The sequence below is a fragment of the Terribacillus halophilus genome (genome assembly GCF_900162685.1).
Lineage (GTDB): Bacteria > Bacillota > Bacilli > Bacillales > Amphibacillaceae > Terribacillus > Terribacillus halophilus_A.
On sequence record NZ_LT727828.1, the window covers coordinates 1,289,939 to 1,311,450 of the forward strand.

Here is a 21,512-nt window from a genome sequence, read left to right on the forward strand (position 1 = left end):
ATTGAATTGTTTCCTAAATTGGCACCTTCATGTTACTATAAGGTTTAGTATTATAAGAGAAGTGAGGGGGGATAACGTGTCCCAGTCAGATAAAACACGTGTTACGGTAGAAATACATAACCGATCCTATACAATTGTAGGCCAAGAGCCAGCCCATCGCATGCGAATGGTGGCGAGCCTAGTCGACCAGAAGATGTCGGAGATCTCTGCGGCGAATCCGAATCTTGATACAGCAAAATTAGCCGTGCTAACGGCTGTAAATACGACAAATGATTATTTGAAACTAAAAGAAGACTATGCACAATTGCTAGGTTCTATTACAAGGAAAGAGGCAAGCAAGGACAATGATTGATTTACTCATTATCGCGTTGCTCTTGTTCGGCGTTCTCGTCGGCTTGAAGCGAGGCTTCATTATGCAGCTGTTCCATTTGGCAAGCTTTATTGTGTCATTTATTGTTGCTGCTATTTATTACGATCAGCTGGCTCCGAAACTGGAATTATGGATTCCGTATCCGGATATGTCATCTGACAGCACGTGGTCCAATATATTTGGAGCTGTTCCATTAGATCAAGTGTTTTACAACGCTATTGCGTTTGCGATTCTCTTTTTCGCAACAAAAATTGTTTTACACATTATCGGATCGATGCTTGACTTTATCGCCGATTTGCCAATTTTGCGTTCTGTCAACAAGCTTCTTGGCGGTGCGCTCGGCTTCATCGAGATATATTTAATTGTCTTCGTCATTCTATATCTTTCCGTATTGCTGCCGATTACACCGATACAGGAAGCACTGGATAGGTCAATACTCGCAGCTTGGATGGTAGAGCATACACCATATATATCTGGTGAAATTAAAGATTTATGGCTGAATCATGTTGCAAATAAATTACCCAGCGAAATGATGGGATGGAATAACTAACCCTTGCGGCATCGTGCGCAAGGGTTTTCTACCTTGGTCGAAAGGATGAGACAGATGGCTATTAACAAAAAGGATGTTGTTAAACTATTAGAGACGATTGCAATTTATCTTGAACTAAAAGGGGAAAATACATTCAAGGTATCTGCATACCGAAAAGCTGCGAATGCGTTGGAAACAAACGATCAATCACTAGATGAGATTGCTGACTTTACCGCATTAAATGGCATCGGCAAAGGAACGGCCGCAGTGATAGAAGAATATATACAAAACGGAGAGTCTGATACGCTGCATCAGCTGCAAGAGGAAGTGCCAGAAGGTCTTGTTCCGCTTCTTGACTTGCCAGGATTAGGCGGGAAGAAACTGGCCAAGCTGTACCAGGAGCTTGGCGTAGTTGACGGAGCATCCTTGAAAACAGCTGTAGAATCAGGAAAAGTTGCAGCACTAAGCGGATTTGGCAAAAAGTCTGCTGAAAAGATTCTCGATAGCTTAGCAAATGTCGGATCCAGACCAGAGCGTATTCCAATTGCAATGATGCTGCCCTTAGCAGAACGAATTGAAGCCTTTTTGGAAAGTCTAGATGGTATTGAGCGCTATGCCCGGGCTGGGAGCTTGCGCCGGATGCAGGAAACTGTGAAAGATTTAGACTTTATTATTGCAACGAATGACCCAAAGCAAGTCCAAGAGCAGCTGCTGACGATTGAGAATTTAAAAGAAGTTATTGCTAATGGAGAAACAAAAGTATCAGTGACGTTAGAAGAAGGCTACGACATTAACGTCGATTTTCGGTTGATTGAACCAGAAGCTTTTGCGACGACTTTGCATCACTTTACTGGTTCAGCTGACCACAATGTCGCTCTTCGTCAGCTGGCGAAAAAACGCGGTGAGCGAATTAGTGAATATGGCGTGGAGAATGTAGAAACGGGAGAACTGACAACCTTCCAAACAGAGAAGGATTTCTTCCGACATTTTGATTTAACCTTTATTCCTCCTGAAATACGGGAAGCGCACGGCGAGTTAGATAGCTTCAAACAAGAAATGCCGCTAATTCAGCTTTCTGATATTCAAGGAGATTTGCACATGCACTCAACGTGGAGTGATGGTGCACAGTCAATTGAACAAATGGCAAAGCAAGCAATTGAACTTGGCTATTCTTATATTGCAATTACAGACCACTCGAAATACTTGAAAGTGGCAAACGGGCTGGATGAAAAGCGGCTCCGAAAACAGCGGGAAGAAATTGAGCGTGTAAACGCATTGTTCCCCGACTTTCATATTTTTGCCGGTGTGGAAATGGATATTCTGCCAGATGCCCGCTTAGACTTTGATGATGCATTTCTGCAAGAGATGGATTACGTAATCGGTGCAATTCATTCCAGCTTTTCGCAATCAGCTGATCAAATAAAGAATCGTCTGACGGCAGCGCTGGAACATCCGAATGTAAATGTTATAGCTCATCCAACAGGCCGTCTTATCGGCAGAAGAGCCGGTTACGCGGCCGATCCGGATTGGTTGTTAGAGAAAGCAGCAGAAACAGGAACAGTCATTGAATTGAATGCGAATCCAAACCGACTGGACCTGTCATGGACGTACTTAAAGAAAGCGCAGGAGCTCGGTGTAAAGATTGCTGTCAATACCGATGCCCACAGCTATGCGACTCTATCTTTTATGGAAGTAGGAGTCGCTATGGCTCGAAAAGGCTGGCTTAAACCAGAGACAGTCATCAACACATGGTCGAAGCAACAGTTGATGGAGCTTTTTCAGCGCAACTAACTGCTAAAAGTGAGGGGAAAAAATGAATAAACGAATATTCCGTGTGTTGGAATTCGATAAAATCATCCAAAAGCTAAGTGAACAAGCTGCGTCTTCACTTGGTAAAAAAAGAACGATGCAAATCCAGCCCGCAACAGAACTGGAAGCAGTTGAACAGCTGCAAGCCGAAACGGATGAAGCGGCTTCTATTATTCGTCTTCGCGGAGGAATTCCGCTAGGAGGCATTCACGATATCGGTGCTAGTGTGAAACGAGCGGTAATCGGCGGCGTTTTAAATGCCAATGAGTGTTTGGACATTGCCAGCACAATTTATGGCGGAAAGAATTTAAAACACTTCGTGGAAGAACTGGAAGACATTGAATTGCCGATCATTCGTGCACTCGTTGAACAGCTTATTTCGTTAAGCGACTTGGAACGCCATATAAAGAACGCCATTGATGATCATGGCCGTGTTATGGATGGCGCATCAGACCGCCTGCGTGGAATCCGTACTAAAATCCGTACGAATGAAAGCAGAGTAAGAGAAAAATTAGAATCTTATACCCGTTCGAAAAGCAAGATGTTATCAGATTCTATCATTACTATTCGAAATGACCGCTATGTGCTGCCGGTCAAACAAGAATATCGCGGAGCAATCGGCGGTATCGTGCATGACCAGTCTTCCTCAGGTCAAACATTGTTCATGGAGCCGCAAGCTGTAGTAGATATGAATAACCAGCTGCAGGAAGCACGAGCACAGGAAAAAGCGGAAGTCGAACGAATTTTAAAAGAGATTAGTATGCGAGTTGCTGAAGACGAAGCGATTTTACTTGCTAATATTGAGATTCTAGGTCAGATTGACTTTATTGCAGCTAGAGCGAAGCTTGGCGCGGTGATGCGCTGTTCCATGCCGAAAATGAACGACCAAGGCATCATCCATTTGAAGCAGGCAAGACATCCGCTCATCGATCCGGAAGAAGTGGTAGCGAATGATATTGATCTTGGAGAAGATTATTCCACCATTGTTATTACCGGACCGAATACCGGTGGTAAAACTGTCACGATTAAAACAATCGGCCTTTGTACACTGATGGCCCAGTCCGGTTTGCAAGTGCCAGCGCTTGATGGGGGAGAGATGGCTGTTTTCACAGATGTGTTTGCAGACATCGGCGATGAACAGTCTATTGAACAAAGCTTGAGTACATTCAGCTCCCATATGGTGAATATTGTGGATATTTTGCAGCAAGTCGATCATCAATCGCTGGTTTTGTTTGATGAATTAGGTGCTGGTACAGATCCTCAGGAAGGTGCCGCATTAGCGATGAGTATTCTAGATGAGACAATCAAGCGTGGAGCGTCCGTTGTAGCGACAACGCATTATCCAGAGTTGAAAGCGTATGGATTTAACCGAGAGCGTGTTGTGAACGCCAGTGTGGAATTTGATGTAGAAACGCTGAAGCCCACGTATCGCCTTTTAATCGGTGTGCCAGGACGCAGTAATGCTTTTGAAATATCACGCCGTCTAGGCTTGAAAGAATCTGTTATCGACAGTGCAAAAGAACTGATTGGTACCGATTCTAAGAGTGTCGAAAATATGATTGCTTCCTTAGAGACATCTCGCCGACAAGCAGAACAGGATTATGAAACTGCCAGAACGCAGCTGGAAGAAGCAGAAGCGCTGAAGCAAGATCTGGAGAAGCAATGGCAGGAGTTTGACACCAAGAGGGAACGTCTTTACCAAAAAGCAGAAGAGAAAGCTGCTAAAGCGGTAGAACGAGCGCGGGAAGAAGCAGAAGAAATTGTCAGCTCGCTTCGTACGATGAAAAATCAAGCAAGCGTAAAAGAGCATGAAATTATTGAAGCACGAAAACGGCTGGAGGATGCTTCACCGGAGCTTGCGAAAAAAGGCGCGAAATCAGCACCGAAATCGAAGGAATCCCAGCAGCTTATGCCTGGTGATGAAGTACTTCTGCTCACACTCGGACAAAAAGGAACAGTCGTCGAGAAGGTAAGCGACAAAGAATATTTACTCCAAATTGGAATTATGAAAATAAAAGCGAAACGAAAAGACATTGAATTCGTAAAGAGACAGGACACATTAAAAGAAAAGCCGGTAGCCACTGTAAAAGGCTCCGCCTATCATGTAAGCACAGAGCTGGATTTGCGCGGAGAACGATATGAGGATGCACTGCGCCGCGTAGAAAAATATGTGGATGATGCGCTATTAGCTGGATATCCGCAAGTATCGATTATCCACGGTAAAGGAACAGGCGCATTACGGACTGGTGTACAGGAATTTGCCAAACGTCATCGTGCTGTGAAAAATCATCGCTCCGGCGGAATGAGTGAAGGCGGAACTGGTGTTACCGTGCTGGAATTTCAGTAACGACCGGGGGAATTCGAAGTTATGGAGTCATTTTGGGAAAATACGTTTGTCCTGACAGCTGCTCGCTATAGCGTGGCAGTATTGAGCATTATTGTATTTATGGCTATTTTCGAGCTGGTTACTTCTTATAAGAACTGGGAAGAAATCAGACGCGGAAACTTATCAGTAGCAATGGCGACTGGGGGAAAGATGTTCGGAATTACGAATGTACTTCGTTTTTCTTATGAACATAATGATGGTATTTTGCAAAGTATCGTGTGGAGTTCCGTCGGCTTCGTCATGCTGCTGATCGGTTATTTTATCTTTGAGTTCCTTACGCCGACTTATAAGATTGATGCGGAGATTGCGAATGATAATCGCGCAGTTGGATTTATATCTCTTGTTATTTCCGTAGGATTGTCATATGTTATAGGAGCAAGTATTTAGTACGATGTTTAGGAATGGAGCCTTCTAAGCAAACTATTAGCGTTCCGGACTTCAGCAGTGCTATACTCTGGTGAAAGCTTTATTTAGGAGGAATAGACAATGGCAATTGTAAATGCAACGGATTCAAACTTTAGTACAGAAACTGGCGAAGGACTTGTCCTTGCTGACTTTTGGGCAACTTGGTGCGGCCCTTGTAAAATGATCGCTCCAGTATTGGAAGAAATCGATGGCGAAATGAGCGATAAAGTAAAAATCGTAAAACTTGACGTTGACGAAAACCAAGCTACTGCTGGTAAATTTGGCGTAATGAGCATCCCGACTTTGCTTCTTTTCAAAGATGGCGAAGTAGTAGACCAAGTAATTGGTTACCAGCCAAAAGAAGCTCTTGTTGAGCTAGTAAACAAACACGCGTAAGCAATCATGAATTGGATCCCTTGTTACTTCCTGTAGCAAGGGTTCCTTTATGTAAAGAATTGTATAGAGGGGAAAGCGAATGAACAAGACGATTACAGATAAACTCGCTGTTCTGCCGCCGCAGCCTGGCTGTTATTTGATGAAAGATAAAAATGGGACAGTCATCTATGTTGGAAAGTCTAAGACACTCCGCAACCGCGTGCGCTCCTATTTTACTGGTGCACACGACCGCAAAACGCAGCGGCTTGTCACAGAGATTGTCGATTTCGAATACATTGTCACCTCCTCCGAAATCGAAGCACTCATTTTAGAAATGAATTTAATCAAAAAATACGATCCCAAATATAACATCCTTCTAAAGGATGATAAGACATATCCCTATTTGAAAATTACAGCAGAAGAACAGCCGCGCTTGCTGGTGACACGAAAAGTGAAAAAAGACAAAGGCAAATATTTTGGACCATATCCGAACGTAATCGCAGCCAGGGAAACGAAGAAACTGCTGGACAGGCTTTACCCGCTGCGTAAATGTAATACGATGCCCGACCGCGTTTGCTTGTATTACCATATGCACCAATGCCTTGGTCCTTGTGTGTATCCTGTCTCCCAAGAAACAAACCGTAATATCGTACAAAATATTACGACCTTCTTAAATGGCGGACACCATCAGATTAAGAAGGATTTGCAGCAAAGGATGCAGGAAGCTTCGGAAGAACTTGATTTTGAGCGGGCAAAAGAACTGCGAGATCAAATTCAGCATATTGAATCTGTCATGGAGCAGCAGAAGATGACATTAACGGATCAGACAGACAGAGATGTGTTCGGCTTTGCTTATGACAAAGGCTGGATGTGTGTGCAAGTATTCTTTATCCGCCAAGGTAAGCTGATTGAGCGTGATGTCAGCATGTTCCCGTTTTTTGATGAACCAGAAGAGACATTCCTTACGTTTGTCGGACGTTTCTATTTGCATCAAAACCATCTAATGCCAAAACAGGTACTCGTACCAATTGGCACGAACGTGGAAGGACTGCAGCAGCTATTGGATACCGATGTTGCCATCCCATTCCGAGGTCGGAAAAAAGAGCTAGTGGAACTTGCTAGAAAGAATGCGAAAATCGCTATTAAAGAAAAATTCTCGCTTATCGAACGTGATGAAGACCGAACAATTAAAGCAGTAGAGTCACTTGGAGAAAAATTGAATATCGAAACACCGCATCGAATTGAAGCTTTTGACAACTCGAATATCCAAGGAACCGATCCAGTATCAGCGATGATTGTTTTCACCGACGGTCGCCCGGACAAAAAGGAATACCGAAAGTACAAAGTTCGTGATGTAAAAGGCCCGGATGATTACGATACAATGCGTGAAGTCATCAGACGTCGCTACAAGCGCGTATTACAGGATAACCTGCCGCTGCCTGACTTAATTGTCATTGACGGTGGTAAGGGTCAAATGAGCGCTGCTTTGGAAGTACTGGAGGACGAGCTTGGACTGGATATTCCGGTTTGCGGTCTCGCAAAGGATGACAAGCACCGAACGAGTGAACTGCTTTATGGTACACCGCCAGAAGTTGTTAATTTCGATCGAAATGCTCAGGATTTTTATCTGGTTCAGCGTATACAGGATGAAGTCCACCGCTTCGCCATCAGCTTCCACCGTCAACTTCGCGGCAAGAGTGCGATCAAATCCAAGTTGGATGATATCCCTGGCGTAGGAGAGAAGCGCAGAAGATTGCTTATGCGCCATTTCAAATCAGTTCCCGCTATCCAGGAAGCTTCTGTCGAAGAGATTAGCAAGCTTGGTATACCAGCACCGACTGCGCAAGTTATATTGAATCACTTGAATAACCCGCAAGATGAACAGGAGAATGAACAAGAATAGACCAGGCTTATGATGCTCTGGTCTTTTTTTTATGAGGAGATGAGAATTATAAAAGAAGGCAAATACATTGCAATGCCAACCGCGTATCATCATCTTAAAGAGGAAGTTGTAAAAGAAAGCTGGACTAGAACCATGAAAGAAATGTTGTCCCTCCGTCTCCGGGAACATTTCCCTTATGATGATTTGAGGCATTTGATAGCAGACCATCCTAATGCAGATATGTTGGACGGAGCAGATTGGAATACATATTGGATGGATATTGCTGCTGCCGTACATCCTATAGGAAGAGGCAAGCTGCCAAGCAGATCTTTTGTTGCGTGGTGCAGCAAAAACTTCTTTTCGCATCATCCAGAATGGGCTATTCAAGATAACAGCTTTATTCAAAAGTATCCTGTGTTCTATCACGAATATAAAACATTTGAGCTAGCCCGTTTTTACGTACTATTCCTTTATTATAAACAACACGAGGCTGAAAGAGAGAAATATCGATATTACTAGAGCAGACAAAAAAGACGTGTGAAGATATCCACACGTCTTTTTTCGATTCACAAGTACATTAATTTTCCTTTGCAAAATACACATTAAATTGGACATACTCACGTTTCGGTACATTTTCGTCTACCACTTCACACATAAGTTCTTTGATTTGCTCTATACTGGCAGCCAGGAAGCCTGCTTCCATGCGATATTCCTTCCCGAGACCTACTTTCCATCTATGTACGACGGGAGCACCAGAGAGTTCGAATGTCATTTCATGCCGCTTTTGTTTGACGAGACTCAGGTTGCCCCAGCCCATCTGAATAAAGAAATCCTCGATTTGTTCCATGGACGTTGGGTTTACTTTCCGTGCCAGCTTCTTACCAAGAACATAAAGGATAGAGGAGGCGTCCTCGCCTAATAAGTCTGGTAAACTGACAAAACGCAATATATCATGACCAGCTCCGTGGGTAATGAGCTGCTCCATATAATCTCTGTCGAATTCTTGCATTTTCTTTTGCATGCGTGTCTTCCTTTCCCGCCTTGTTGCAATTACAAGCTATCTGTATTCACTTTAACATGAAAACAGCACTTCCCGCTATTGTCTTTTGACGGAATTAAGAATGTTTACACAGCTGACAAAAAATGATTTGTTTCGTCGGTATTTAACAAAATAAAAAAACTGTTTATTAATTTTTTCGAAGCGTTTTCTTGACGCCTAAATTTGATAGTTATACAATAATATTGTTAATAACGGATTTTAGTTTTCAATCGGTCTTATTTTTGACCGGTTATGAAAACGCAATCATTCTGTTAATTCAGAGAGCTACAGAGGGGGGTACGTATGAACGAGAATCGAGAGTTTTTCTACCGCAGGCTGCATTCGTTGTTGGGAGTGCTTCCAATTGGAATCTTCCTTATCCAGCACTTGGTAATTAACCATTTTGCTGCATACGGAAGCGACAGCTTTAATAAAGCTGCCGGTTTCATGCACGATCTTCCATTCCGCTTTGTCCTTGAATGGGTGGTTATTTACATACCAATCCTATACCATGCCATTCTCGGTGTGTACATTGTACTGACTGGTAAGAACAATGCGAGAAGATATGGCTACTTCCGTAACTTAATGTTCTTGCTGCAGCGGGTCACTGGTATCGTAACATTGATTTTCATTGCGTGGCATGTCTATCAAACTCGTATTATTACAATCTTTACGCAGGAAACGATTGACTTTGATTTCATGGAAGCGATTCTTACGCAGCCATTTTTCTTCTGGTTCTACTTGATTGGCGTCATTTCCACAACGTTCCACTTTGCGAACGGCTTATGGAGTTTCCTGGTTACATGGGGCATTACCGTGTCTCCGCGTTCTCAGCGAATCGCGACATATGCGACGCTGCTTGTATTCCTGGGCGTTACGTATTTGGGAATACGTTCCTTGCTTGCAATCGGTATGGGCGTATAAGATAGCAGCTTTAAGAAAGGGGACTTAAAGATATGAGTAAACGTAACATAGTAGTCGTCGGCGGGGGACTTGCAGGGTTGATGGCTACCATCAAAGCTGCAGAAGCTGGCGTCCATGTAGATTTATTATCCATTGTACCAGTGAAACGCTCCCACTCTGTTTGTGCCCAGGGCGGCATTAACGGAGCAGTGAATACAAAAGGGGAAGGCGATTCCACATGGGAACATTTTGACGATACAGTATACGGCGGAGATTTCCTTGCCAACCAAGGTCCGGTTAAAGGAATGTGTGATGCTGCACCAAGCATTATCCATATGCTCGACCGAATGGGCGTTATGTTCAACAGAACGCCAGAAGGACTGCTTGATTTTCGCCGTTTCGGAGGTACACAATACCACCGGACAGCTTACGCTGGTGCGACGACTGGCCAGCAGCTGCTTTACGCGCTGGACGAACAAGTCCGCCGCTTCGAAACAGCTGGACTGGTAACGAAATATGAAGGCTGGGAATTTGTTCATGCAATCATTGATGAAGAAGGTGTCGGACGCGGTATCCTGACACAGAACATCCAATCCCATGAATTGCGCGCATTGCGTGCAGATGCTGTCATTATGGCAACAGGCGGACCTGGGATTATCTTCGGTAAATCGACAAACTCCATTATCAATACAGGTTCGGCTGCTGGTGCTTTGTATGAGCAAGGCGCAATTTATGCGAATGGAGAGTTCATCCAGATTCACCCGACCGCGATACCAGGTGATGATAAACTTCGCTTGATGAGTGAATCTGCCCGCGGAGAAGGCGGCCGTGTTTGGACGTATAAAGATGGTGAGCCTTGGTACTTCTTAGAAGAGAAATATCCGGCTTACGGAAACTTGGTGCCGCGTGACATCGCCACTCGAGAAATTTTCGATGTGTGTGTGAACCAAAAGCTCGGTATCAATGGGGAGAACATGGTGTACCTTGATCTTTCTCATAAAGATCCGAAAGAATTAGATGTCAAACTGGGTGGAATTATCGAGATCTACGAGAAATTCGCAGGAGATGATCCGCGCAAAGTACCGATGAAGATCTTCCCAGCCGTACACTATTCGATGGGTGGTTTATGGATCAGCGATGATCAGATGACAAACATTCCAGGAATATTCGCGGCTGGAGAATGTGATTACTCACAGCACGGTGCGAATCGTCTTGGTGCGAACTCCCTGCTGTCTGCTATTTATGGCGGAATGGTTGCAGGACCAAACGCAATTAAGTATATCGATGGATTAGATAAGCACGCAGATGACCTTTCCAGCAAACTGTTCGACGATGCCCTTGCAAAAGAGCAGGCGTCCTTCGATAAGCTGATTAAGATGGACGGGAAGGAAAATGCGTACAAGCTGCATCGTGAGCTCGGCGAGTGGATGACAGATAACGTGACAGTTGTTCGGGAAAACAGCAAGCTGCTGAAAACAGACGATAAACTGCAGGAGCTTCAGGAACGCTGGAACAATATCAACATCCATGATACGTCGCTTTGGAGCAACCAAGGTGTAATGTTCACACGCCAGCTGAAGAATATGCTTCACTTAGCACGTGTGATGACAATTGGTGCCTACCAGCGGAACGAAAGCCGCGGAGCCCATTACAAGCCGGAATTCCCGGAACGTAATGATGAAGACTTCTTGAAAACAACTATGGCTAGATATGATGAATCTACCAACTCACCACATATCTATTACGAAGCAGTCGACACTTCCTATATCGAGCCAAGAAAACGTGACTACAGCCAAGCGAAAGCGAAGGAGGCAAAAGCATAATGGAAGCGACCAAACAAGAGACGGTTACCCTGATTGTTACACGTCAGAACGATCCGAGCAGCGCTCCTTATGAAGAAACGTTTGAGGTACCATACCGGGAAAATATGAATGTCATCTCTGCCTTAATGGAGATTCGCAGAAACCCAGTGAATGCTGAAGGCAAGGATTCAACGCCGATTTATTGGGATATGAACTGCCTGGAGGAAGTATGCGGGGCCTGTTCTATGGTTATCAACGGCGAACCTAGACAGTCATGTGCCGCACTGATTGATAAACTCGAGCAGCCAATCCGACTTGAGCCAATGTCTACTTTCCCAATCGTTCGAGATTTGGCAGTTGACCGCTCTCAAATGTTCGATAGTCTGAAAAAAGTTAAAGCATGGGTGCCAATTGATGGTACGTACGATCTTGGACCTGGACCGCGTATGCCGGAGAAAAAACGCCAGTGGGCATATGAACTCTCCAAGTGCATGACGTGCGGGGTATGCTTGGAAGCATGTCCGAACGTTAACGACAAATCAGACTTTATCGGTCCCGCACCGATTTCCCAAGTCCGTTTGTTCAACTCCCACCCAACAGGAGCAATGAACAAGGGAGAACGTCTGGAAGCTTTGATGGGCGAAGGCGGCATCGGCAGCTGCGGTAACTCCCAAAACTGCGTCCAAGTTTGTCCGAAAGGCATTCCGTTGACCACGTCCATCGCCGAGATGAACCGCGCAACGAACATCCAATCGTTTAAGAACTTCTTTGGCAGTGATACGAATTATTAAGACAGAAGAACGGAACTCTTACTAGGAGTTCCGTTTTTTTGTAGGTTGAGGAATGAGGGGGAATAGTGATTGATGTAATGAAAAAGAAACAATGGGTGTCAGTACTGAAAGGAAGTGAGAAAAGCATTCCTTTTTTAATTCTCTTCCTCATTGTTACCATAAGCATCTTTTACACATATACAATGAAACCCTCTTGCTACAAAAGCTGCCCAGAATTCGGCAGCTTTTGTAAAGTCAAGGTATGGATTAAGTTTATCGGTGTAAGTATTAAGGAGTTAACTCCAAACCAGATCCATTGATAGGTCCCTTGATACTTAATTGAACGATAAATAAAGCCATTTGTTCAGGTGTATAAGGCTTACTGTTTGCTAGCCACCAATATAGCATACTGCTAATTGCAGTACTTAGGAAGGTTAGCAGAATATCCTTTGGTAGGGGCAACGCTTGCTGACCGAAAAGTGAGTGGAAACGTTCTTGAAAGACATGTAGGATAGCTGTTTCAAATCTATGTTTTAAGTTTCCTATATCTTCTCGTTTAATTAGTAATTCATAAAACCCACTGTCCTCTTCAACAAGTTGAAATACATACTTTATTGTGTTTATAAAGCGATCCTTATATAAGATGCCTTCTGTAAGATGAGCAGCAGGTCGATAAATGTTAAGTATCCTATCCATCCGTTTTTGAATCAACTCTTCCAAAAGATGGAATTTATCGGTGTAATGTAAATAAAAGGTTGCTCTATTAATCATTGCGCGATCAGCAATTTGTTGAATAGTTATTTTACTAAATTCTTTTGACTTCAAAAGTTCAAGAAAACTGTTTTCTATTCCTAATAAGGTTTTCTTTACTCTCAAATCTGCAGCAGTCATTATTAACTCCCCTAACTAGACATATTTACAAATATGTTGCTTATTTGACAGTTACACTTTATTGCGAATTGAATCCCTCTTTTGGCTATTCCATAATTATACATGAAATAAATGTATCCTACACAACAGCTATGGAAAGGAAGGAGAGCGAAATGATTACGCTAAAGGGAGTAACTATCGCGAAAGGAAAACATTACATTCTAAATGATATCACCTGTACTATTAAGAAAGGAGAGTTAATTGGCTTAATTGGTCCAAGTGGCTCTGGAAAAACCACGATGTTTCGTGCACTTGCCGGTATCATAAAGGTGAAATCTGGTCAGATAAAGATAAAGGATAAAGAACAGCCAACATTAGAAGTAAGTGGATATATAGGGTATATGGCACAAAACGATGCTCTATACAGTGAATTAACAGCCGAAGAAAACTTACTTTACTTCGGGGCTCTTCACAGGCTAAAAGGGAAGGAATTAAAGGAAAGGGTAGATAAGCTGCTTCATTTTGTTGATTTATATCATGTAAGAAAACGTAAAATAGCTTTCTTCTCAGGTGGAATGAAACGCAGACTAAGTTTAGCTATTGCGCTTATACATGACCCTGATATTCTGCTTTTAGATGAACCGACAGTTGGTATTGATCCAAAGTTGAAATTAGATTTTTGGCAAGAGTTCAAACGTCTTAAGAAAGCCGGTAAAACAATTTTACTTTCTACTCATCTAATGGATGAAGCAGAAGTTTGTGATCGATTACTATTCATGCGAAATGGAAAGTTATCTGATGCAGGTACTCCGGAGAAATTAATTCAACATCATGGCTCTGTTGATGTCGCTTTTTTAAAGGAGGCACAAGTATGAGGTCATTCATGATTGCAAAGCGTGTTGGTATACAGCTATTAAGAGATAAACGTACACTGCTAATGATGTTTGTAGCTCCAATACTTGTACTGTTCTTATTATATAGTGTATTGAATGCAGGGAGTGGAGAGATACAGATTGGAATTGTAGGAGATGAAGCCTTTAAAGTTGAGGGTTGGGAAAATTACAGTTCAGTTGCGTCTGCAAAAGCTGATATGAAGAAAAGAGAACTAGATGCTTTTGTAATTCCGGAAGAATTTAAAATTATTATTGAAGGCACCGAAAATACAAAAAGAAACGCTGCTTATCATATAATAACCGACCAACTTGAACAAGAGAATTTAAACAGCAGTTCCAATACGCCTGTCCATACAGAATATATGTACGGTGGTAAACATCTATCTGCATTTGAGGAAGTAGGACCTGCTATAATGGGCTTTTTTATCTTTCTATATGTATTCATTACTTCAGGAGTGAGCTTTTTACGAGAACGTACATTTGGTACATTAGAGCGCAGTTTAGCAACTTCTATCAGAAGATCTTACATGTTGATTGGCTATTTTTTAGGCTACTTACCCTTTGTCGCTTGTCAGGCTTTCATCATTGAAGTGTTTGTTATTTTTGTTTTAGATGTACCACTGGAAGGCAGCTTGCTACTGTTGACCTTCGTTACCTTAGTCATTGCGTGTGTTGCTCTTGCGCTAGGATTACTGTTATCTGTCTTTGCCAAAAATGAGTTTCAGCTTATACAATTCATCCCAATTCTATTAGTACCCCAAATATTATTCAGTGGATTATTTGATATAACCGGTGGCGGGCAATGGATAAATACAATAGCCAACCTAATGCCACTATCTTTCGCCACTCGTATCTTAAATGCAATAATGTTACGTGGAGAAGATATAAATTGGATATGGAGCGACCTATTAATACTTTGCAGTTTCTTTTTGATCTTTGTTATGGCCAATTCTATTATGTTACGGAAAGAGCGACCATTTTAAGTATAGGCTTTACTTTGATATAGGGAATTAATTTTCGTATATTTGGAAATTAATACCTAAATATTCTGCTTAGAAAGGTATTTATTTATCGCGGATGTGCATGCCAGACGTTTCTCATTCTCTTTTTCAGGGATAAGAGAAGGCGGCATCAATGTATTAGTTGAGCAAGAGGATTGAGAAAAATGGCGGTGTTGTCGTACATAAAGAATTATTTAACGTTCAGATTACAGGGAACGCCATTTATGTTAACAGTTTTCAAGTTCTGTTGGGGGGTAAATAATTGTAAGATAGCTCTTCTAACTAGTCCATATAGTTTTTGATAGAGAAAAGGATCTTAGCCTTTAATGTAAGATCCTTTTCTATAACCAATGTATCTTACTCTGAACGACACTTTAAAGCACTATCAGCATGTCTGCTCAAACTTGATGTACGGCTTCTGTTCACCCGCTTAGCCCTCGCTCGAAGATACCAACCATCCTCACAAGCGATTCCTCCAGATTAACATTCATTTTAAACCCCTCGTGATATTGTAAATCTATAAATCCATGCAGCATACTGCGAAATCCGCGAATAGCATGGATTTTTTCTTTTTCCACTAATCCAGCTAAAACGGGTGTGTTGGCAAAAAGTTGTACGATTGCGTGACCTGTCTTACCTGTACCGCCACGCAGGGAAGCGGTGTATAAACCAGGATATGATATGGAGAAATCTACGTACTTCTTGGCTAATGACAAAAGCGTATTTTTGTCTTTCAAGGCTTCATACAATTTTTGTTGCGCAATCAAGGCCATTTCTTGTTTAATCTCATCCAAGTTCTTGAAATGATTGTACAAAGATGGCGGCTTAATGGATAAGGCGCGTGCGATATTCGCCATTGTTACAGCTTCATAGCTTTGCTGTTCTGCAATGGAAAGTGCAGCGTCTGTTATTTTGGATTGTGTAAGCTGCATTTTAGGCATGAGAATTTAATCCTTTTCTAGCACGCTGAATGGCTTGCTGCATTTTAGGTACCGGGTTATGCAGGAGATCACCATGCCCGACAGCAAGAAGCTTTGGTTCTAGATCAACTAATTTTTGTGCAGAAGCAATAGAAAGTTCTTTGTTCCACGTACCCCATGCAGGGAATGGAAAGCGCCAACGAATATCACCAGCAACTGCCATTCCGCCGCGCAGCTGGAAGCTGTCTCCGGCAAGAAGTACGCCGTTTCGATGGTCGAAGAAAGCAAGCATGCCTGGGGAATGTCCGGGAGCAGCAATCACTTCCAGAGAGTCGATTCGATCGCCTTCTGTTAAATATACAGTTGGCTTTGTCTGGATGTTTTTTGGAAAGCCTCCTTTTATAGGTGGTTCATTGGCTTTTAATGAAAATTCCCCCGATAGTAATTTCCACTCTGTTTCTGCCATAAACACCTCTGCATGTGGTAAGGCTTTTTTTAATTTGTCTAATGCTCCAATGTGATCTGAATGGGCATGTGTCAGTACAATTTTACGGATAGGTTTGCCGATTGTTTCAGCGGCAGATAAGATGGATGCAGCGGAAGAAGTCATAGCTGCATCTACCAGCGTAAGGCCATCTTTTTCTTCAATCAAGTAACAATTAACAGGAAACAAACGCGGCATAAAAGTGAGCTGATAAAGATGTTCATGTTTCTGTAAACGCACATGTATCACTCCAAACTAATAGTATTAGTTAAATAGTAAACTAATACTATTAGTTTTACAAGGGTTTATTTTCCAAATGGGAGAGATTTATGATACGGTGAGTATAAGCTGAATAAAAGGAGGGGAGAGAATGAATAGATCCAAGTTTCAGATTTGGGGAGTTGGTTTGCTTCTTTTAGCCTCCTCATTGATGCTATTAGGAGCAATTTCAGAAGGAGCAGTGTTCCTTATCACGGGACTTATTTTACAAGTGATTGCGATGATACTTTTAATAAAGCATTTAGGTATTAGAAGTATAAATAAGGATGACCTTTACTAATATATGAGGGGGGAATCGATGTTTCAATCTAAGTGGCATTTGTGGGGAGTTGTATCATTGCTTTTAGCTTCAGGTTTTTTTGGATTTTCCGCATGGTTGAAACAGCCTATCCTGTTTTTGGCTGGAGCGATACTCCAAGTCATTTCAATCGTGTGTATAGTTAGAAATATGAATGATAAGAAGCCCACAAAGCGGAAAAATTATTAAATCTTCTTTCCGATCTTTAAAGAAAGTTCTCTAGCTATATCTCCTGTAGTTGCCAGAGAATTGAAAGGGGAAACAGATCATAGCGCTTGGCGGCGGTGTTTATTTTAGAGCTTCATCAATCTGTAAGTTCCAGAGAAAACGCTGTTGCTTATCAAATAAAAAGACAAGAAGCCGGTGCTTCCTCGAAAGCTTCCGACTACTTGTCTGTTCTAAATACATGAATTACATTTCTACAATAAACCAGCGGATATGCGATGCAGTCTCAGCAGCGAGCTGCTTTTTCATCAACTCAGCTTCTTCTAATGTAGCAAACAGCTTACACATGGCGCTTCCGGCCTCTGTCAGGCAGCGAACGTTCTCTTTTTCTTCACGCATGATTATGAATGCTATGTTTCATCCCTCTTTCAACGTTTTCTAAGGTGTTTAGATGATTATATATCGAGAGGAAGTTGCTGTATAGCAGTTTTTTTGAAAATATATGGAGTATCATACTAAAAGATCCTGCGGCAGGGAAACCGCAGGATCTTTATAAGGTTAACGGAAGAAAGGAAGAGCCGTTGCTCCAACTAGCCGTGCATAAACGAACATCTGTCCTTTGTGGTGCAGTTCATGGTCGTACATTGCTTGCACGTAGACTTCTCTCTTTCCTTGCATGCTTGGAATTTTTGCTTGGTTATCTTGGTCTAATTCTTCATCAGTAATACTATCGAAAATAGCTGCTGTCTTATCAGTGAAATCGCGAACTGCTTGACGCAATTCGTCCATTGATTGTACCTCAGGGATTTCTGGATTGTTCATATCGTCTGTTTTTACCATGTCAAGAATCATAGCGTTAGATGATGCCACGTGAAGCACTAAGTCTTTCAGTGTCATTGCATCTTCCCATGGTTTATAATCTAAATGCCCGTCTTCTATTTGGTCAAGCAGGTTAATTAGTACGTGGCGATGTTGAAGCCAGCTTTCTTTCCAGTGAGCTGTTTTAGTCATTCGTCATTCTCCTTTGTTATGTAGATAACTTCACTATAAACAAAAAGTATAGCCATTGTCATTTAAGAAGAATTGAACTTACTGGATGAGGAACATTATATTCTCCGCTCATTCACAAGCATAATTATCTTTATCTCGGTCAAACTTGGGCTGATACGCCGGATGTGTGCTCGGTACGCCTGCTGGATACGTTTCTCGCAGTGCTGTACAGTTAGCAAAATCTGTCGCTTCATCTGATTGGTCTTGGTCAACATCACTTGATACATTATCTTCTTTCTCTTCGATAGAGCAGCCATTAAATCCTTTGTCTGTTGCGTAACCATTTTGACGCCACACTGCCTTATTACCATCGATAGCGGATGCCTCTGCGTCTTCAAATGAATCGAGGTATCTGGTATTGGGTGGATACACATACGCTACGCGCGCCAATCCTTCTGTTAGCAGCGTTTCTTGAACACTTTGTCCGTCTGCGTACACGTAGGCAAGCAGCCTTCCGTATTTATCTTTTCTTTGTCCTACATCAAATTCCAGTTCCAGCTTGCCATTTGTGACGAGCTCCTCATTGCGCTTAGATGCATTCTTTCCATAGGGCTGTACACATTTATTTGGTGCTTTCGTTTCCGGAGTATCAATAAGCAAATAGCGGACTGTTTCTTCTTGGCCGTTATAGTTTACTTTAATCGTATCTCCGTCAACAATACGGATCAACGAAACTTCCACTTTATCTGTTGTACCGGAAGTTGCTGTTGGGTGGTCGTTTGTTTCTGCTGCTTGATTAAGATTGACTGTCCCGCAGGCACTCAATAAGAATAATGTAGTAATCAGCCAAACTGTCAGTTGTAACGTTTGTTTCATGCTGTCAAAAGCTCCTTCATGCTGTTTCTATATCCATCATACGGGCGATGGCGACAGCTTACAAGAGCAGAAAGCAGTGCATCAGGGCAGATGCACTGCTTTTGTCATTCCGGTATATAAGGTAAATCTAAAGACTTCGGCATATTGATAACATGTGTTTCCGCATATGCGAGGAGGCCTTCTTTGCCGTACTCGCGCCCGATTCCAGACTGTTTGACGCCGCCGAATGGGAAGCGAACATCTAAGCCTTGGACAGCGGCCGTATTAATCATCGTTGTACCTGCTTGGATGCGTTTAGCAACCTTTACAGCGTGCTCCTGTTTTCCCCAGACAGAACTCGTCAATCCAAAGATGCTCTTATTGGCAAGGTGAATGGCATGCTCGTCGTCTTTAAACGGCAGAATTGGTACAGTAGGTCCGAACTGTTCTTGTTCCACAATTGGATCGTCATAGTCTGCACCTAAAACGAGTGTTGGCTGCATAAAATAGCCCTGCTGGAAGAGGTTTTCATCCATTATTTTACCGAGTTTAATCACTTCTGCGCCTTTTTGTTTGCTATCATCGATGAGACTTTGAACAAATTCAATTTGTTTCTTATTATTGACCGCGCCGACTGTGACATTTTCGTCGAATGGATCACCAACTCGAATCCATTTGTCAGCAGCTTCGCGATATTTTTCTATAAAAGTATCAAAAATCGTTTCATGTACATAGACGCGTTTGGCAATCATACAGATTTGACCAGCTGTTAAGAAATTGGAAACAACCAGCCTGCGCATGGCTTTTTCATCGTTCACATCAAAATCATCCAGTACAATGGCTGCATCATTTCCACCAAGCTCTAACGTCATATGCTTGATGGTATCAGCTGCTGCTTTCATAATATGCTTGGCAGTTTCTGTGCCGCCGGTGAAGGCGATTTTTGCTACTTTCGGGTTGGAAGTAAGTTCGACACCAACTTCTGCTTCACCATGTACCAAATTCAGTACGCCAGGAGGAAACTCTTCCGCGATTAGTTCGGTCACTTTGCTGACAGCAAGCGGTGCCAGCGGACTAGGCTTTAGCACCATCGTGTTACCCGCGAGCAGGGCAGGAGCAATCTTGATGGTGGAAAGGGAAATAGGGTAGTTCCAAGGCGAAATGGCGCTGATAACACCAATCGCATCTCGCGCAATAATTGTTTTACCGCTATCATGCTCGTGTTCTTCGTCTTTGAGTACTTCAGCTACATTATCACAAGCGAACTCCATCCACATAAGCGAAACGGCGATTTCGCCCTTGGCATCATATAATGCTTTCCCATGCTCGCGAGCAAGCAACTTTGCAATTTCTGGTGTCTTGTCTTTGATTTTCTGTATGGCGCGTCGCATACGTTTGATTCGGTCATCAAATGATGTGTCTCGCCATTCGGTAAAGGCTTGATCTGCTGCATCGATTGCTTGAATGGTTTCCTCTTTTGTATTAAGGGGGGAGTAGCCAACAATTTGTTCTGGGTAAGCTGGGTTTTCACGAGGGGCTTGTTTTTCTGCTTTGTGTTTTTCTCCGTTGATAATCGCATCAATTCTAATTGGCTCGGTTGCCACAGATAATCACTCCGTTTCTAGTAAGGTCAGTCATACTTTACCCCAAAATAGATGCGGTAATCGTTTCAGAAAGTTATGGAAAGCAATTGGGCGGGTAAGATAACAACAGTACAAAGCTGGAGGTAGACAGATGAATCTTACTGGAAATAAAATTTTAATAACAGGCGGTGCATCCGGAATCGGTTTTGCATTTACTGAACGATTCCTGCAGGCAGGAAATGACGTAATTGTTTGCGGCAGAAGAGAAAGTAAGCTGCAAGAAGCAAAGGACAGGCATCCAGAACTTATAACGCGCGTCTGTGATGTGTCTGTAGAATTAGAGCGAATCGCTCTATTGGAATGGATCAAAAAAGAACATCCAGAGGTTAATGTTCTCGTCAATAATGCAGGTATCCAGCAGCGTTTTGCTGTTTTAGAAGCAGACACGGTAAATGACTGGTCGTATTACAGCAAAGAGATCTCCGCTAATATAGAAGGGCCATTTCATTTATCAATGCTGTTTGCGCCTTTCTTTGCTTCCAAAGGAGAAAAGGCAGCAATTTTAAATGTTACATCCGGACTAGCTTTCACGCCAATGGCAATAGCTCCTATTTATTCAGCAGCGAAGGCGGCAATGCATTCGTTTACGATGAGTCTTCGTCTGCAGTTAGCTGACACAGAAGTAGAAGTAATTGAAATAGCACCGCCAGCAGTCAATACCGATCTGGGAGGAGCAGGTATTCACACTTTCGGAGCACCAGTAGATGAATTTGCGGACGGCATATTTGAAGGGCTGAAAGAGGGGCAAGAAGAAATCGGCTATGGTACATCTGCCAAGGCGCTGCGTATGTCTCGAGATGAGATTGATGAAGCCGTTAAAACTATATACAGCAGAGTGAAGTAA

General features: G+C 42.7%; 23 protein-coding genes. 15 read left to right on the forward strand and 8 right to left on the reverse strand.

The genetic code is table 11. The features are described 5' to 3' along the window. Positions 1-76 precede the first annotated feature (76 nt). The 8 genes from zapA to B1K52_RS11015 all read left to right on the forward strand — a co-directional run bounded on the left by zapA (position 77) and on the right by B1K52_RS11015 (position 8,275). Complete coding sequence (gene zapA, locus B1K52_RS10980; RefSeq protein ID WP_077308161.1) at positions 77-352, forward strand: cell division protein ZapA; 276 nt, start codon at positions 77-79, stop codon at positions 350-352. Then, complete coding sequence (locus tag B1K52_RS10985) at positions 345-920, forward strand: CvpA family protein (RefSeq protein WP_077308163.1); 576 nt, start codon at positions 345-347, stop codon at positions 918-920. Before zapA ends, B1K52_RS10985 begins: the two co-directional genes overlap by 8 nt. A gap of 54 nt (positions 921-974) precedes the next feature. Beyond that, positions 975-2,690: a DNA polymerase/3'-5' exonuclease PolX gene (gene polX, locus B1K52_RS10990; protein WP_077308166.1), complete on the forward strand. Its 1,716-nt coding sequence runs from the start codon at positions 975-977 to the stop codon at positions 2,688-2,690. Between the two features lie 22 nt (positions 2,691-2,712). Then, positions 2,713-5,055, forward strand: coding sequence for an endonuclease MutS2 (locus B1K52_RS10995; protein ID WP_077308168.1), 2,343 nt, complete (start codon positions 2,713-2,715; stop codon positions 5,053-5,055). A 21-nt stretch (positions 5,056-5,076) separates the two neighbouring features. After that, positions 5,077-5,481, forward strand: coding sequence for a DUF350 domain-containing protein (locus B1K52_RS11000; RefSeq protein ID WP_077308169.1), 405 nt, complete (start codon positions 5,077-5,079; stop codon positions 5,479-5,481). A 99-nt stretch (positions 5,482-5,580) separates the two neighbouring features. After that, entirely contained in the window at positions 5,581-5,895 is a 315-nt protein-coding gene (gene trxA / locus B1K52_RS11005; protein WP_077308171.1) for a thioredoxin, read from the forward strand. 79 nt (positions 5,896-5,974) lie between these two features. Further along, entirely contained in the window at positions 5,975-7,777 is a 1,803-nt protein-coding gene (uvrC, locus tag B1K52_RS11010; RefSeq protein WP_077308173.1) for an excinuclease ABC subunit UvrC, read from the forward strand. A 39-nt stretch (positions 7,778-7,816) separates the two neighbouring features. Then, positions 7,817-8,275, forward strand: coding sequence for a YxiJ family protein (locus B1K52_RS11015; RefSeq protein ID WP_179106532.1), 459 nt, complete (start codon positions 7,817-7,819; stop codon positions 8,273-8,275). A gap of 58 nt (positions 8,276-8,333) precedes the next feature. On the opposite strand, the gene B1K52_RS11020 is transcribed toward B1K52_RS11015, so the two are convergent. Continuing rightward, positions 8,334-8,777, reverse strand: coding sequence for a YslB family protein (locus B1K52_RS11020; protein ID WP_077308177.1), 444 nt, complete (start codon positions 8,775-8,777; stop codon positions 8,334-8,336). Positions 8,778-9,098: 321 nt separating this feature from the next. On the opposite strand from B1K52_RS11020, the gene B1K52_RS11025 reads away from it, so the two are divergent. The 3 genes from B1K52_RS11025 to sdhB are packed head-to-tail and all read left to right on the forward strand — an operon-like array spanning position 9,099 to position 12,291. After that, on the forward strand, positions 9,099-9,719 hold the full coding sequence (locus tag B1K52_RS11025; protein WP_077308179.1) for a succinate dehydrogenase cytochrome b558 subunit: 621 nt from the start codon (positions 9,099-9,101) through the stop codon (positions 9,717-9,719). Positions 9,720-9,751: 32 nt separating this feature from the next. Then, positions 9,752-11,521 carry a succinate dehydrogenase flavoprotein subunit gene (sdhA, locus tag B1K52_RS11030; RefSeq protein WP_077308181.1) on the forward strand — a complete coding sequence of 590 codons (1,770 nt, stop codon included), beginning with the start codon at positions 9,752-9,754 and terminating at the stop codon, positions 11,519-11,521. Next, positions 11,521-12,291, forward strand: a complete 771-nt coding sequence (gene sdhB, locus B1K52_RS11035) for a succinate dehydrogenase iron-sulfur subunit (protein ID WP_077308183.1) — start codon at positions 11,521-11,523, stop codon at positions 12,289-12,291. The genes sdhA and sdhB overlap by 1 nt, the downstream gene beginning before the upstream one ends. A 267-nt stretch (positions 12,292-12,558) precedes the next feature. On the opposite strand, the gene B1K52_RS11045 is transcribed toward sdhB, so the two are convergent. Beyond that, entirely contained in the window at positions 12,559-13,161 is a 603-nt protein-coding gene (locus tag B1K52_RS11045) for a TetR/AcrR family transcriptional regulator (RefSeq protein WP_077308187.1), read from the reverse strand. 152 nt (positions 13,162-13,313) lie between these two features. Here B1K52_RS11045 and B1K52_RS11050 point away from each other — a divergent pair, with 152 nt between their 5' ends. Then, positions 13,314-14,015, forward strand: a complete 702-nt coding sequence (locus tag B1K52_RS11050; RefSeq protein WP_077308189.1) for an ABC transporter ATP-binding protein — start codon at positions 13,314-13,316, stop codon at positions 14,013-14,015. An 8-nt stretch (positions 14,016-14,023) separates the two neighbouring features. Continuing rightward, on the forward strand, positions 14,024-15,016 hold the full coding sequence (locus B1K52_RS11055; protein ID WP_179106533.1) for an ABC transporter permease: 993 nt from the start codon (positions 14,024-14,026) through the stop codon (positions 15,014-15,016). 440 nt (positions 15,017-15,456) lie between these two features. On the opposite strand, the gene B1K52_RS11060 is transcribed toward B1K52_RS11055, so the two are convergent. Both B1K52_RS11060 and B1K52_RS11065 read right to left on the reverse strand, forming a co-directional pair. Further along, positions 15,457-15,975 carry a TetR/AcrR family transcriptional regulator gene (locus B1K52_RS11060; protein ID WP_077308193.1) on the reverse strand — a complete coding sequence of 173 codons (519 nt, stop codon included), beginning with the start codon at positions 15,973-15,975 and terminating at the stop codon, positions 15,457-15,459. Beyond that, complete coding sequence (locus B1K52_RS11065; RefSeq protein WP_077308195.1) at positions 15,968-16,678, reverse strand: MBL fold metallo-hydrolase; 711 nt, start codon at positions 16,676-16,678, stop codon at positions 15,968-15,970. The genes B1K52_RS11060 and B1K52_RS11065 overlap by 8 nt, the downstream gene beginning before the upstream one ends. Positions 16,679-16,808: 130 nt before the next feature. Here B1K52_RS11065 and B1K52_RS11070 point away from each other — a divergent pair, with 130 nt between their 5' ends. Further along, complete coding sequence (locus B1K52_RS11070; RefSeq protein WP_077308197.1) at positions 16,809-16,997, forward strand: hypothetical protein; 189 nt, start codon at positions 16,809-16,811, stop codon at positions 16,995-16,997. Between the two features lie 429 nt (positions 16,998-17,426). Here the strand turns inward: B1K52_RS11070 and B1K52_RS17980 are convergent, their stop codons facing one another. From B1K52_RS17980 to B1K52_RS11090, 4 genes are all read right to left on the reverse strand, one after another. Continuing rightward, a complete protein-coding gene (locus tag B1K52_RS17980; RefSeq protein WP_179106534.1) occupies positions 17,427-17,579 on the reverse strand; it encodes a hypothetical protein in 153 nt (50 codons plus the stop codon). 159 nt (positions 17,580-17,738) lie between these two features. After that, on the reverse strand, positions 17,739-18,191 hold the full coding sequence (locus tag B1K52_RS11080; protein ID WP_077308201.1) for a DinB family protein: 453 nt from the start codon (positions 18,189-18,191) through the stop codon (positions 17,739-17,741). 108 nt (positions 18,192-18,299) lie between these two features. Further along, positions 18,300-19,046 carry a thermonuclease family protein gene (locus B1K52_RS11085; RefSeq protein ID WP_077308203.1) on the reverse strand — a complete coding sequence of 249 codons (747 nt, stop codon included), beginning with the start codon at positions 19,044-19,046 and terminating at the stop codon, positions 18,300-18,302. A gap of 104 nt (positions 19,047-19,150) precedes the next feature. Next, positions 19,151-20,629, reverse strand: a complete 1,479-nt coding sequence (locus tag B1K52_RS11090; RefSeq protein ID WP_077308205.1) for an aldehyde dehydrogenase family protein — start codon at positions 20,627-20,629, stop codon at positions 19,151-19,153. 130 nt (positions 20,630-20,759) lie between these two features. Here B1K52_RS11090 and B1K52_RS11095 point away from each other — a divergent pair, with 130 nt between their 5' ends. Then, positions 20,760-21,512, forward strand: a complete 753-nt coding sequence (locus B1K52_RS11095; protein ID WP_077308207.1) for an SDR family oxidoreductase — start codon at positions 20,760-20,762, stop codon at positions 21,510-21,512.